At 50.0% G+C, this 13121-nt stretch carries 13 protein-coding genes; 6 read left to right on the top strand and 7 right to left on the bottom strand.

The window, feature by feature from the left end:
* Positions 1 to 270 precede the first annotated feature (270 nt).
* Positions 271 to 1407 (top strand): 5-methyltetrahydropteroyltriglutamate--homocysteine S-methyltransferase, encoded by a 1137-nt coding sequence (locus FD32_RS02140; RefSeq protein WP_047769458.1) that lies wholly within the window; start codon positions 271 to 273, stop codon positions 1405 to 1407.
* A 263-nt stretch (positions 1408 to 1670) separates the two neighbouring features.
* Here FD32_RS02140 and FD32_RS02135 read toward each other — a convergent pair whose 3' ends face one another.
* The 3 genes from FD32_RS02135 to FD32_RS02125 all read right to left on the bottom strand — a co-directional run bounded on the left by FD32_RS02135 (position 1671) and on the right by FD32_RS02125 (position 3353).
* Positions 1671 to 1907 (bottom strand): cytochrome b5 domain-containing protein, encoded by a 237-nt coding sequence (locus FD32_RS02135; RefSeq protein ID WP_047769463.1) that lies wholly within the window; start codon positions 1905 to 1907, stop codon positions 1671 to 1673.
* A gap of 91 nt (positions 1908 to 1998) precedes the next feature.
* Positions 1999 to 2166 carry an N-acetyltransferase gene (locus tag FD32_RS10480; protein WP_420804889.1) on the bottom strand — a complete coding sequence of 56 codons (168 nt, stop codon included), beginning with the start codon at positions 2164 to 2166 and terminating at the stop codon, positions 1999 to 2001.
* 302 nt (positions 2167 to 2468) lie between these two features.
* A complete protein-coding gene (locus tag FD32_RS02125) occupies positions 2469 to 3353 on the bottom strand; it encodes a LysR family transcriptional regulator (RefSeq protein WP_047769465.1) in 885 nt (294 codons plus the stop codon).
* Between the two features lie 108 nt (positions 3354 to 3461).
* Between FD32_RS02125 and FD32_RS02120 the strand changes: the two genes are divergently transcribed.
* From FD32_RS02120 to FD32_RS02110, 3 genes are read left to right on the top strand one after another with little or no spacing between them, the layout of a single operon-like run.
* Positions 3462 to 3992 carry a DapH/DapD/GlmU-related protein gene (locus FD32_RS02120; RefSeq protein ID WP_047769467.1) on the top strand — a complete coding sequence of 177 codons (531 nt, stop codon included), beginning with the start codon at positions 3462 to 3464 and terminating at the stop codon, positions 3990 to 3992.
* A gap of 3 nt (positions 3993 to 3995) precedes the next feature.
* Positions 3996 to 4931, top strand: coding sequence for an alpha/beta hydrolase (locus tag FD32_RS02115; RefSeq protein ID WP_047769469.1), 936 nt, complete (start codon positions 3996 to 3998; stop codon positions 4929 to 4931).
* A gap of 20 nt (positions 4932 to 4951) precedes the next feature.
* Positions 4952 to 5803, top strand: coding sequence for an alpha/beta hydrolase (locus FD32_RS02110; RefSeq protein ID WP_047769471.1), 852 nt, complete (start codon positions 4952 to 4954; stop codon positions 5801 to 5803).
* A gap of 151 nt (positions 5804 to 5954) precedes the next feature.
* On the opposite strand, the gene FD32_RS02105 is transcribed toward FD32_RS02110, so the two are convergent.
* Together FD32_RS02105 and FD32_RS02100 are read right to left on the bottom strand one after the other, a co-directional pair.
* Positions 5955 to 7220, bottom strand: a complete 1266-nt coding sequence (locus tag FD32_RS02105) for an MFS transporter (protein WP_047769473.1) — start codon at positions 7218 to 7220, stop codon at positions 5955 to 5957.
* A gap of 50 nt (positions 7221 to 7270) precedes the next feature.
* On the bottom strand, positions 7271 to 9277 hold the full coding sequence (locus tag FD32_RS02100) for a right-handed parallel beta-helix repeat-containing protein (protein WP_047769475.1): 2007 nt from the start codon (positions 9275 to 9277) through the stop codon (positions 7271 to 7273).
* Positions 9278 to 9420: 143 nt separating this feature from the next.
* Between FD32_RS02100 and FD32_RS02095 the strand changes: the two genes are divergently transcribed.
* Complete coding sequence (locus tag FD32_RS02095) at positions 9421 to 10596, top strand: AraC family transcriptional regulator (RefSeq protein WP_047769477.1); 1176 nt, start codon at positions 9421 to 9423, stop codon at positions 10594 to 10596.
* Here FD32_RS02095 and FD32_RS02090 read toward each other — a convergent pair whose 3' ends face one another.
* Positions 10597 to 11904 (bottom strand): L-cysteine desulfidase family protein, encoded by a 1308-nt coding sequence (locus FD32_RS02090; protein ID WP_047769479.1) that lies wholly within the window; start codon positions 11902 to 11904, stop codon positions 10597 to 10599. It lies immediately after the preceding gene.
* Positions 11905 to 12042: 138 nt separating this feature from the next.
* Positions 12043 to 12351, bottom strand: coding sequence for a winged helix-turn-helix transcriptional regulator (locus FD32_RS02085; protein ID WP_047769482.1), 309 nt, complete (start codon positions 12349 to 12351; stop codon positions 12043 to 12045).
* A 117-nt stretch (positions 12352 to 12468) separates the two neighbouring features.
* On the opposite strand from FD32_RS02085, the gene FD32_RS02080 reads away from it, so the two are divergent.
* Positions 12469 to 13071 carry a nitroreductase family protein gene (locus FD32_RS02080; protein ID WP_047769481.1) on the top strand — a complete coding sequence of 201 codons (603 nt, stop codon included), beginning with the start codon at positions 12469 to 12471 and terminating at the stop codon, positions 13069 to 13071.
* Positions 13072 to 13121 lie beyond the last annotated feature (50 nt).

The following is a 13121-nucleotide window of genomic DNA, read 5'->3' as shown; positions in this document are numbered from 1 at the left end:
GATGGCGAGACCTGTTGAAGATGGTCTTGGAGCAATGTTCGGGTGGCGAGCCAGCCTTGAGCTACCCACGAGTGACGTCCGATATAACGTCTAGGTTTACCTCCGGGTGTACCTACTGAGGAGTTGGCTGTGAGGCCGACTCAAATTAGGGTGGTAACACGTTAACTAATGATTAGCTTGACGTCCCTAGGAAAGGCATAGTGCTTTTCCTAGGGACGTTTTTTATTTGCTCCGCACCAGAACCCACCGCATACGAAAGGATCGATTATTATGACTGAATTCACAAAACGAACTGTTTCCCCATTCCGCTACGACGTTGTTGGTAGCTTTCTCCGTCCCCAAGCATTAAAGGACGCCCGGGCTAAGTTTGCGGCAGGCGAAATTAGCCCGGCCGACCTGACCGCCGTGGAGGACAAGTGCATCAATGAATTAATTCAAAAGGAAGTTGCGGCCGGACTACAGGCCGTCACGGACGGTGAATTTCGGCGGAGCTACTGGCACCTCGACTTCTTCTGGGGGCTGCAAGGGGTCAAGCACGTTAACCTGAAGCACGGGTACTTCTTCCATGACGAAGAGACCCGGAACGATTCCGCCCAGGTAGCGGGCAAAATCAGCGGTGAAAACCACCCCTTTGTCAACTACTTCAAGTTTGTCCGGGACCATGTTCCTGCTGGGGTCCAGGTCAAGCAAACCATCCCCGCACCAGCTCAGTTTTTAGAAGAGTTAATCCGGCCCGAAAACCAGGCCAGCGTTAAGGACAACTACGCTTCCGTTGAAGAGCTGGACCACGACGTTGCGGCCGCCTACCACCAAGTAATTGAGGACCTCTACGCCGCTGGTTGCCGAACCCTCCAACTTGATGACTGTACCTGGGGAATCTCCGTCAACAACTTTGCCAACCTTAAGAAGAAGGACCCCAACGCTGATACATCTGCACTGAAGCAACTCCAAGAACGGTTCTTGAAAGTAAACAACGCCGCCATTGCGGACCTGCCGGCGGACTTAACGGTCAACACCCACGTTTGCCGGGGAAACTACCACTCAACTTGGGCTGCCGCGGGTGGCTATGGTCCCGTCGCTGACACCCTCCTCGCCCAGGAAAACGTGCAGGCCTTTTACCTGGAATACGACTCCGACCGTGCTGGTGGCTTTGAACCCCTCGCCAAGGTTCCTGATGATAAGTACGTTGTCTTAGGGCTCATCACGTCCAAGTCTGGCCAGCTGGAAGACAAGCAGACCATCATCGACCGGATCCATGAGGCAGCAAAGTACCACCCGTTGGACCACCTCTGCCTAAGCCCCCAGTGTGGTTTTGCCTCAACTGAGGAAGGAAATATCCTTACTGAGGAACAACAATGGAAGAAAGTCGCCCTCGTTAAGGAAATCGCCACCGAAGTTTGGGGCTAGCTCTGCCGGTATATACACCTCCTGAATGAAGCTGGGAAAAAAGCTTCAGAGTGCTCCGTATGGCTAGTATAGGACGATCGTTGGCACGGTACGGGCCAACGATCGTCCGTAATCAATGGACTTGCTTCGCGGCGCTATACACTAGGAGCACGCTTCGACGCGGAGCAAGCCTATTTGGTTTTTCCGCGATTACTGTGTAATATTCGGAGAACTAAACGAGGCTGGTGAGAAAACCAAGTTTTCTCCCAGCCTCTTTCGTTAACCTAACCAATATAATCACCAACAACGGGGATCCCCGGTAAGACACTGTCACCGTGGGCTACCCGTCTTTTTAATGGCTTCGTCAAATCCTGGCCCGCCGTATATCCGTGGTGCTTGCCACCCTGCCAGGAGGCATCTTCGGAAACATCATAGACCTTGCCATCGATTGCGATGTACGCGGGGCGGCCATCCTGGCCATCATACTTTTGTAACTCTTCCTTAGTGAACGTCTTTGCCATACCGGTTTCCTCCCTTTTCCATTCTTTTGGTAGTTTAACTATACCGGGGCCGGCATAAAAAGCACGCTTTCTGCTCAGCCTTAAGGGAAAGTTACAAGTCCTCAACCATGGTTAACCAGGTTTCGTCCGCATGGCTAGAAGGTGACACCCCCTCCTGGTAAAAACCGTTGTGTTCGTAAAAGGGAACGTTTTTGGCCAGGAAGTCTAGCACAATTGCCTCCCGCTTGCTTGTCCGGGCTACCCGCGCCAGGGCGTCCAAGAGCTTGCTGCCAACGCCCTTTCCCCGGTAGGCGGGCCACCGCAAGTGAAAGCACCAGCTGGTAGCCGCCCGTAGGCAGGTTAGGCGGGGCTGTTTCGTACATCTGGTCGTCGATCACCCGGGTATTAACTGCCGGGCCGACGATGAAACCGACTACCCGGTCCCCATCCTTGGCTACTAGAAAGGTATCCGGCAACTTGTTGAGCCGGTCCTGGAAGGCTGCCGGGGTCCCAGCCTCGGCAGGACTGAAGCCCGCCCGCTCAATTGCGACTACCGCGGGCAGGTCTGCTTGTTGAACATTACTAATTTTGATCATGGGTGATCTCCTTCATTTCCTTAATAAAAATATTGCCGACGTTTGGCAGGCGGTTATCCTTGCGCCAAACTAAAATATTTTGATCAACTAGCGCCGGGGTGAGAGGCCGAAAGACCAGGTTATCCTCTGCCTGGGTTTTAATTAGCCCCTCATAAGTCATTACCGCGCACGCACCGGTCTTGGCCAGCAGGGCCGCGTTAAAGACCAGGTTATACTGACCAACAAAGTTGAAGTGGTTCAGTGCCATCCCCGCCCACTGGCGAAAGGTATCCTGGCGCATGGTTTGCCCTGACGTCATCAGTGGCTGGCCAACCAGGTCCTCAGGGGTAATGGCCTTCTTTTGTGCCAGTGGCGAATCGGCCGCAATGACGATTCCCCAACGGTTAACCCCGCTAAGGGGCATGGTGTTGTACTCAATCAAGTTTTCGTGCCCCATCAGGATGGCAAACTCAATCAAGCCCGTGTCCAGCTGGTGGCGCAAAAACTCACTGTCCCCGCTCACCAGGTTGAGGCGAATCTGGGGAAACTTGGCCATGATGTGTTCGATACAGGCCATCACGGGTTGGACGGCCCGACTTTCGCCCGCACCGATGTTGATGACACCACTCACCACCGCCTTTTTCTGCAGCTGGTCAGTAGTCCGGTCCACCAGGGTGGTAATTTCCTGGGCCCGGTCAAAGAGGTAGGATCCCTCCTGAGTAAGTTTGATTTGCCGGTGCCCCCGCTCAAAGAGAGTGACCCCCAACTCATTTTCTAGTTCCTTCATCTGGCGGGAAAGGGCCGGTTGCGAGATGTGAAGGACCTGCGCCGCACCGGAAATATTCCCCTCCCGGACAATCTCATTGAAATAACGGAGTACCCGAACTTCCATCTTCAATCCTCCCATGCATAATACTTATACTTTCCCATATATTATAAGTATTTTACACTGACACGCCAACTGTTTATCCTAATAATAACCAGAAAGGAGAGTCAATGGATGACAACTAGCATGAAAGCCACAAGCCCAAAAATTGCCCAGGTGGTCGCCACTAACCAGCCCCTCGTTCAGGCGCTCAACACTGGCGTCCACACCAACCAAGAGGTTCGCCAGGTCGTTGCGAAAATCACGGGGCAGGCAATTGACCCGTCCGTTGAAATTCGCCTGCCCTTTTATACCGACTTTGGACGCCACCTTCAAATTGGGAAAAACGTCTTTATCAATAGCGGTGTCACCTTCACGGACCTTGGCGGCATCCAATTAGCGGACCGGGTCCTGATTGGTCCCAACGCCACCCTTGTCTCCGTCAACCACCCCCTCGACCCGGCCGACCGCCGCAACCTTGAGCTCAAGCCAATCAAGGTGGACACTAACGCCTGGATTGGGGCCAACGCCACCATCTTACCAGGAGTAACCATCGGCGAAAACGCGGTTGTTGCGGCGGGGGCCATCGTCACTAAGGATGTCCCAGCTAACACCGTTGTCGCCGGGGTTCCCGCAAAAATCATTAAGAAAATAAAGGAGGTCTAACCTATGTCATTACGATACATTACCGAACTCAATGAAAACGTCCACCGCGACCACGTCAGCTTCTTAAACCGCTACGGGATCAAGATTGCGGCTGACCTGTACTCCCCAAAGGAACGGACAGCAGGAAAGTACCCGGCCTTAATCGTGGGTGCGCCCTACGGTGGGGTAAAGGAACAGGGTCCGGCGGTTTACGCTAACGAGCTCGCCCAGCGGGGTTTTGTGGTCCTGACCTTTGACCAGGTCTTCATGGGTGAATCCGGTGGTTGGCCACGCCACGTGTCATCCCCAGAGCTCTTTGCCGAATCATTTAGCGCTAGCGTTGACTACCTTGGAGTCCAGGTGCCCTTTGTTGACCGGGACCGGATCGGGGTTATCGGGATCTGCGGCTCTGCCGGCTTTGCCCTTTCCGCAGCATCCGTTGACCCCCGAATCAAGGCTGTGGTTACCGCTTCGATGTACGACATCACGGATATCCGCGGCATGATGAAGCCCAGCAAGGACCAATTATTGGCTAACCAGCGGTGGGCGGACTTTGCCAATGGGCAGCCGGAATACAAGCCGTCATTCCCTGACCACCCCTACCCGTCGGTTGATGACCTCCCGAAGATGGACCCGATCAACAACGAATGGTTCCGCTTCTACGCTGTTCCCCGGGGCTTTCACCCCAATGCCCGGGGCGGTTTTACCACCACTTCTAACCTGGCAATGGTGCAGTTCTCCGCCCTCGACTACATTGACGAGATTTCCCCGCGGCCAATCCTGTTTGTTTTTGGTGACCGGGCCCACTCCCGCGCCTTCTCCGAACGGGCGTATAATTTAGCCAAGGGGCCAAAGGAAAAGTACATTGTTGACGACTGTGAACACATTGATCTGTACGACCAAGTTGATAAGATTCCGTTTGCTAAGATTCAAAGCTTTTTCAATGACCACCTTAATTAATTGATACGGATGTGAGAATTTTGAAAAGATTTCCCCTAATTACAATATTAGCCACTATCCTCGCCTTTTGTTGCCTCACCGTTTCGAGCCGGGCGATGGCTATTCAGTACTACCGGCAGTCGACCGTGCCAACCATCTTCGTCCACGGCTGGGGCTCCAGTGCCCGAGCGGAAGATAAGATGGCCCGGGCCGCCCAGCGTGCCGGCGTGACCAAGACAATTGTGCGCGCCAACGTCGACCGCCAGGGAAAGGTGTCGTTTGACCGCAACATCCCCAAGGGGGCAATCAACCCCATCGTGGAGGTCAACCTCGCTGATAATAAGCTTAGCCACTACCAGGATGACTACACGGCAGGCTACCACCACGGCGGCACCTACGTCAGAAACGTAGTCAACGCCTTAGAGAAACGCGGTAACTATCCGGCATTTAACTTTGTGGGGCACTCGATGGGTAACCTGGAGATTGCCAACTACATCAATGACAATGCCGGGCACCTGCCGAAGATCAACCACCTGGTTGCCATTGCTGGCCACTATAACGGTCTAGTCGGTCAATCAAAGGCCGAAAGTACGGTTAGCCAGGAGGGTAAACCGACGCGGGAAGATCCCTGCTTTAAGGCCCTCCTCGGTCTCCGGCAGAACTTCCCCCGTAATACCCGGGTGTTAAACATCTACGGCAACCTTGATAACGGCTCTAACTCCGACGGTGACGTCCCCGTTAGTTCGGCAAAGTCGTTGAAGTACCTGGTTGCCAACCGGGCAAGGTCGTACCAGGAGCTTGAGCTGCACTGCAAGAGTGCCCAGCACAGCCGGCTCCACAACAATAACCACCAGGTTGACCAGGCATTGATCAACTTCTTGTGGGCAAAATAAAGGGATCCCCCTCCCTTCATATAGCCTTTACTACTCGACGACTAGGAAATTGTTCCTGGTCGTTTTTTTGCTGTGTTTAAAAAGTTTCACCGGCTACCTATTGTCGGTAGTCGGTGAAATAATGCGTAAGTTAGTTATTTAATAATTGCAGTTACTTAATTCCTTTAATGAAGAAGATCAAAATTGAACCTAAAACAGCTGAAACACAGGCTGCAGGGAAGATATATCCATAACCACCCATGTTAATTGCCGTTGCGGCAACAATTGGGCCAAAAATCTGCCCGGCACTGTTTGCCATGTTCAACAGCCCTAAGTCTTTAGCAGCAGTCTTTTCGTTTGGTAATACATCAATGTTCAACGCCTGATCCACGGAATTGTACATTCCAAATCCAATTCCGGCAATCACTGCGTATGCTAACATTCCCCAAGTATTTGTTGTTTGCCGTGGGACAAATACCCCTAAGGCAATGATCAGGCCAGCAGTAATAACGGGCATCTTCCGAACCTTCATCTTATCGGCCAGTGGTCCCGAGATTAGTGACATGATAATCGCGGTAATCATCAAAATTATCGAAATTAGTGAAACATATTGCTGAACCGCGCCACCCTTGAGTTTAATGTAGTCAGTAAAGATATATAGGGTATAGCCCGAAATGGCAAATTGAGAAATGATAATCATAAATTTACCAAATAGAGCTAGATAGAAATTACGGGCGTTATGGGTTGGGAAGACGAAGTTAGCAGAAAATGCCTTCCAACCATCAATCTTTTCAACGGGCATATCCTTAGTTGACTGCTCGTGTAAAATCAGCGCCGCAATTGGCCCAGATACTAAAGTCATCGTAGCCATAACGTAAAAGCCCATTGTGTTATTGTACAAGAAATGGGAACCAATTACTGGTCCTAATCCTTGTGCGGCAGCGGTCCCTAACGCATACATCCCGGACATCGTGCCCCGGAATTGTTCAGAGGTCCGGTCGGCAATTACCGCGACCAATGGCGCCACAATCATATTTTGGAAAAGGACATATACAGAGTCACCGACAACAACACCAAATGCTGTCTTAGCATGACTCCAGGCAATAATACTAATGAATGAACCAATTGAACCAACAATTATCCATGGCGTCCGCCGTCCCCAACGTGAGCGGGTCCGGTCAGAAAGACCACCCCAGATAATATTTGAAATTGTTGCCACGATCATTGCAACTGCAGACATTGTTGCAATAACGTTTTGCTTCGTTGCCGGATCAATATCTTGGACTAGTTTGGGAACTGTAACCCCAACTAATCCAAGGTAAGGGCCAACCCAAAGAAAGTAGCCCAGAACAATTCCAATACAGGTTCTTACTGGAAACTTCTTCTGCTCTTCGTTAGTTGGCGTTTGCCATGGTTTTCTTTCGGTCGAATTATCCATATTTTTCACATCCCTTTTTAATCACGTCATTCAATACTTAGCAAATGACCCTACTTTTTCCAGAGGGTCTTGCCAACTGCATCGCTTGACGCGAACGGTCCGGGGATAGTCGAAATACCACGGTGGTTGCCAAAGTAGTCTTCACTGATTTGAATATCGTCACCTTCAGGCGTTTCAAACCGTTGCTCTGGCTCGAATGCTTCTCCCAGGATATCTGAGTTAATAATGTTCGTCTTATAATTACCAATTAGGTCGTAGACGTTCGTTTCAATTACTGGCTTGCCGTCTTTTTCAACTAGGTCAACCTTGGCCTCGTCATGGTCGTTAACCAGCTTGTTAACTTCTTTCTTCCATGCCTTAGCACCATTTAGGTAAACGTTGCCGCCGGCCCAAACTGGAAGGTGTCCCAGGTGGTACGGCTGAAGATCATTCATATCGTTTTCCTTGGCGTAGGTACCTTCAAGGCGTTTGAACGGTGCATACCACTCGTCATAAGTCGGGTAGTCATCAAAGACAAAGGTCCCAACTTCTTCATTATCTTCAGGGTTAGCTTCTGGAGCCCACTTTTGAACAAAGATGTTGTTGTAGAAACGATCATCCCCGTGCAGAATAGTCGAGAAGCCAGCTACTTCAGTCCGGTGTGGAATGTGGTATGGCGTGTACCGTTGACGGTCAGGGCCCTTGCCTGGATAATCCGTCCCGGTGCCAACATAGGTAAATGAGCCAAGAATTAAGTTATTAACCACCCCAAGGCCCTGGGTAGGAATCTTCAAGGAGTCTTTAGAAAGCAGGAGGTTGTTATCAATCAGCGTTGGCCCGTGACCAACCTCAACCCAGATATCCTGGCTCTCCATTGCTCCATTAAGGCGGTGAGCAGTACCATCTGGTGCATAGTTGTGGTCAAACAGGTTTTGAGTGATTCGGGTTCCTTGAGCTTCCCAATCACACCAGAGGCCCATTGTACAGTGGTCAAAGTGGTTCCGCCGGTAAATTACATCGATTGCCGCATGCATCTTAATACCGGCAATTTCGGCTCCGGCAAGTTCCTGCATATTGTTGATGTGATGAACGTGGTTGTCTTCAATCAGACTGAAGACACCCCCTTGCCGGCCAACAATTCCGTCTTGTTCGCAATCGTGAATGTTACACCGCCGAACGATGTGGTGACCAATCTTTTCCTTCAGCCAACCATCGTATTGTCCCCGACAAACGGCTTCCCGTTCCATTTGGGTTGGACTCTTGATGTGTTTGTAAGTAAAGTAGTGGTCATTATTAGGATCCTTATACTTACCAAGGGAAATTCCTGCACACCGACTCAAGCTAATATCACAGTCTTCAATGATCCAGCCCTTTGACCAGTGAGGGCCAATCATTCCATCTTGAAAGGCAGCCGGTGGAGCCCAAGTGGTAGCCGCCTTGTTAACGGTGAAACCGGCAAAAGTGATGTAGTTAACACCCGTCTTCTTTGGCCAGAAGCATTCCCGCCGGACATTGATATCAACGTCTTCATGGTTAGGATCCTTGCCTTGGAAGTTAGCGTAAATGACCGTCTCGTTTCGGTCCTCATCTTGTTCGGTGTACCACTTGTAAACTGAATTTGCCGGATTCCATGAGCGGGCATAAACTTCACCCTTAATACAATCTTCTAGCGAAGTAGTTTCATAGAAGTGGATGTTATTCATGTAAACAGCCCCGGTGTGCTTATCAACTGGGCCGAAGTACCAGTCACCGACAACAAACGTCGTATATGGGTTATATGAACCAAAAATACTGTTATTAATCCGGGTAACCCAAACGTTGCCCTTGTACTTTTCCCAGTTAGTTACCTTTTCTGCTCCGGTAATTGTCGCCTTGAGGGGTTCAACACTGCGGTAAACAATCCGGGCATCCTTTGTTCCGGCATGAATTGGGTTAACATTTTCCCGGTAAGTACCAGGGAACACGAGAACTTCATCACCAGGTTCAGCAACCTGGGCAGCCTCGTTAATTAACTTGAAAGGTCGTTCTTGAGTACCGTTGCCGTCAAATGTCGCATTAGCATCAACATAAATCTTCATTCATGACAGCTCCAATCATTTTGTGTAAAATTAAATAGTAGCAATACCTGCAAGCGCTTACGTATTTAATTATGCAGAATCAATTCGGGGATATCTTGCATTTTCCTACGAATTTTTGGATATAAGTAAGCGGAGGGATTTTTATGAATCTATTACGTCAGTACCTCAGAACAACTAGTTTTGCTTACAGTATCATCAGAAACGGCCAGACTATTGAAAAAGATCGGGATAACTTACTGGCGGGAACGTTCAATGCAAAAAAATTCGCCCTCACCAGCAGGCAAAGACGACTCGTTACTTTTTACAAACTTAAGGGACAAAATATTATCACCGCTATTATTAGACATCACAATTACTACTACGTAATTGGACCCGTTATTATCAGCACCAATGACCAAGATAAGACACCCCAGCCTTTCTTAGTCAGCAGTGCCCACCTAAAGCATTTCTCGGCGGATCGTTTCATTATGGTTATTGCCCTATGCATTAACCTGTTAGGCGCATACATCAATTCTAAAAAACTGCAGCTTCGTTACCGGCGACCCGTTTATACCAACACAAGCTTTAAGAAGAGCAGTTTCATCCGTCTGAACAACAATGGTGCCCATGTTAACTACGCCTTTGAAAAGCAAATCAATAATGCTATCCTTTGTGGCGACCAAGCGGAAATTCATACGGCCTTAACCCGCTTATACCAGTCCGGGCGAATTGGCATTTTGAGCAATAAGGGTGAATTACGCAATATCATTGACTTTGGCATCATTGTTATTTCAACCAACATCCGGGTAGCCTTAAGAAGCGGGATAAACTTCGAACTTGCTTACAGTCTGAACGATTACTACGTTCACCGTTTAGAAGAGCAAAAGTCGTTTCATGCCGTCATTAAATGCATTGAAGATAATTTAACCAACCTCAGCAAAGAAGTTAAGCACGATATCACCGCCGGTATGCCACCGACAATTGTCCGGGCCTACCGTCTCGTATCAACAAATCCCCAAGAAGACATCACGGTTACGGAAGTAGCGAAGCAGCTCAACATTTCACCAAACTACTTTTCCAGTCAGTTTAAAAAGTGGATGGGAATTAGCTTTACCCAGTTTCGGATTCTTGAAAAAATCAACTGTGCCATCACCCTTCTCGTTTCATCAAACATGAACGTTTCAGAAATTGCGGCCCTACTTCACTTTAATGACCAAGCTTACTTTGCTAACCAATTTAAAAAGCACACCGGGTTTTCGCCAAACCAGGTGCGCAACAATCCTATTCTTATTAGTGATTGGAATATCTATAACTATCTAAAGGCTAAGTGCCGATTATAGTTACTTACATTCTTCCTTACCCATCATAATCTTCAAGATAACGGGGTCTGAGGCTGCCAAGCCACTCCGGGTTAGTTCACCGAGGCCACGGATTGTTTCGTCAACAGAGTTGCTTACCAAGCCATTAGTCCCCGGAATCGTCACCCCTTGGAGGGCCAAGTTGACCGCCTTAAACATCGTCTGGACAGAAGTTGCCACCTTGATAGCACAGGAACAGCCGGCCCCATCGCAAACCATCCCGGCGGCATCGCCAATCATGTTCTTAATTGCCCGACCGGCCACCTCGATGTCGTCGCTCAACAGGTAGGCAATTCCCGTGGCGGCGCCCATCGCAGCGGCATGGGTTGCACAGTAGGCTGACAGGATCGGCAAAAACGAGTGTACATAGATCGCAGTCAGGTGGGATAGGGATAGGGCCAGGGCCCGGATCAACTGCTCATCAGACGCCCGTTGCGCTTTGGCCACAACACACACTGGGACAGTCGCCGTAATTCCCTGGTTCCCGGAACCGGAATTGGTAACTGCCGGCAGCTGGGCACCACCCATCCGCGCATCCGAAGCGGCAGCGGTGTATGACACCAGCCGGTTCAACAGGGAATTGTCGTAGCCCAGACTCTGTGGGTTATTCATCGCCCGGCCGACCCGCATCCCGTAGTCATGCGACAGCCCCTCCTTTGCCAGGGCCATGTTATCGACCTGGGCAAGTTTGATAAATTTCAGCTTCTCTGATGGCGCCGTTGTTGCCAAGTCCCAAATCTCCTGGAGCCGGCCCTGCTGCATGAAGAGTTCCCAATCGGCCAAAGAATCAACTGCCGGCCGGTCCTTTTCAAACACCACCGCCCCATTTTTCTTGATGCAGTAAATGTTCGTGTGGTCCGCTGCAATGTAAACCTCTGCAATATTGCCGCTGACGGTGGTAACCTTCACCTGAACGTAAAGCTTATCCTTGACGTCGGCCAGGGAAACGTGAATCTTGCCAGAGCAGGCCAGATCAGCAACCTGCTTGACCCCGGCGGCTGGGATTTCCGGAATCACCTTCATCCCCTTGCTAGGATCACCGAACAGGTAGCCCACGGCCGCCGCAACGGGAAGGCCGGGCTTCCCGGTTCCCGGAACGATCACCGCAATTGCGTTCTTCATGATATTCATCGATACACGAACGGCAATTTTAGCGGGCTCCTCATGGCCTAACTGTTCTGCACAAGTGGCAACGGCAAAAGCGACCGCAACGGGTTCCGTACACCCGGTTGCGACTGATACCCCGTTGTGGAGGGCCTTCAAATACATTGCCTTCTTACTAGCTTCCATCTTTTCCTCCTCATGTGAAACCCTATTCCGACGGGTGGTGAAACGTTTCACATACTTCTTTCACATTAAATTATATCATCTTGATAATTTTTTATCACTAATAAATTATCAAGTTTACGGAAAAGATTTCAACAGTGGTTAGCCTTGTTTTCCCCAGTCCTGCATTCCTTCAATAACGGGACCCAGCTGCTTGCCCCGGCTTGTCAAGGAGTATTCAGTTTTCGGGGGGACCGTTGCGTAGACCCGCTTCTTGACAATCCCGTCGGCCGTCAATTTCTTTAGCTGAAGGGCCAGCATTCGCCGTGTGCAATCGGGCAATTTCTCCTGTAATTCACTAAAACGACAGACCGGCGTGTGTAGGAGAACGTGAATAATGACCGCCTTCCATTTTCCCGCAATTGCTTGAATTGTCTGGTCAATTGGGCAACCCTTGATTGCTTTACTCATTTTCTCACCCCGCTTTTTAATCAATTATACCAGGTGAAAAATAATTCCCCTCTTGTATTATCTCAATATACTGGTTACTATTAGTAAGTGAAATGGACGAACAAGGAGGAATTAACTATGGAATCAAAATTAAATGAATTATTAGCTAAGCGGCGCAGCATTTACGCTCTGGGTGACCAGGTTAACGTCCAACCTGAAGAGATCTTTGACCTGGTGAAGACCACTGTCCGTAACTCACCAAGTGCCTTCAATAGTCAAACCGTCCGGGCAGTTGTCCTCTTTAACCAGTCATCAGATAAGGTGTGGGACATCGTTGAAGAAACACTGCAGAAGATCGTTAAGGACCCCGCCGCTTTTCAGAAGACCAAGAAAAAGATTGCCAGCTTCCGTGCCGGTTACGGGACAATCCTCTACCTCACTGACACGGAGACCGTTCACAAGCTAGAAAAGCAGTTTCCATCCTATGCCGCCAACTTTGGCCCGTGGGCAGAACAAGCAATCGGTGGTGCCCAGCAGGCAGTCTGGGCCGCCCTGGCCGAACAGGGAATTGGTGCAAGCCTCCAGCACTACAACCCGCTGATTGACGACGCCATTCACGAAGCATTCAACCTCCCTGCCAGCTGGCAATTGCGAGCAGAAATGCCGTTTGGCTCAATCGAAGCCCCTGCTGGAAAGAAGGATTACCTAGCAGAAAGCGACGTCTTCAAGCTGATCAACTGAAACTTGAAAGTATGAAGACAGACTGATCCCTTGGTATCACAGGGCATATT

The organism is Limosilactobacillus panis DSM 6035, assembly GCF_001435935.1.
Lineage (GTDB): Bacteria > Bacillota > Bacilli > Lactobacillales > Lactobacillaceae > Limosilactobacillus > Limosilactobacillus panis.
This window is presented reverse-complemented; position numbering and strand designations above follow the sequence as displayed.

What these genes read in the sequence shown, in the direction of transcription:
- FD32_RS02140 (WP_047769458.1), top strand. Translation starts at nt 271, where the DNA reads ATGACTGAATTCACAAAACGAACTGTTTCCCCATTCCGCTACGACGTT.
- FD32_RS02135 (WP_047769463.1), bottom strand. Translation starts at nt 1,907, where the DNA reads ATGGCAAAGACGTTCACTAAGGAAGAGTTACAAAAGTATGATGGCCAG.
- FD32_RS02125 (WP_047769465.1), bottom strand. Translation starts at nt 3,353, where the DNA reads ATGGAAGTTCGGGTACTCCGTTATTTCAATGAGATTGTCCGGGAGGGG.
- FD32_RS02120 (WP_047769467.1), top strand. Translation starts at nt 3,462, where the DNA reads ATGACAACTAGCATGAAAGCCACAAGCCCAAAAATTGCCCAGGTGGTC.
- FD32_RS02115 (WP_047769469.1), top strand. Translation starts at nt 3,996, where the DNA reads ATGTCATTACGATACATTACCGAACTCAATGAAAACGTCCACCGCGAC.
- FD32_RS02105 (WP_047769473.1), bottom strand. Translation starts at nt 7,220, where the DNA reads ATGGATAATTCGACCGAAAGAAAACCATGGCAAACGCCAACTAACGAA.
- FD32_RS02100 (WP_047769475.1), bottom strand. Translation starts at nt 9,277, where the DNA reads ATGAAGATTTATGTTGATGCTAATGCGACATTTGACGGCAACGGTACT.
- FD32_RS02095 (WP_047769477.1), top strand. Translation starts at nt 9,421, where the DNA reads ATGAATCTATTACGTCAGTACCTCAGAACAACTAGTTTTGCTTACAGT.
- FD32_RS02090 (WP_047769479.1), bottom strand. Translation starts at nt 11,904, where the DNA reads ATGGAAGCTAGTAAGAAGGCAATGTATTTGAAGGCCCTCCACAACGGG.
- FD32_RS02085 (WP_047769482.1), bottom strand. Translation starts at nt 12,351, where the DNA reads ATGAGTAAAGCAATCAAGGGTTGCCCAATTGACCAGACAATTCAAGCA.
- FD32_RS02080 (WP_047769481.1), top strand. Translation starts at nt 12,469, where the DNA reads ATGGAATCAAAATTAAATGAATTATTAGCTAAGCGGCGCAGCATTTAC.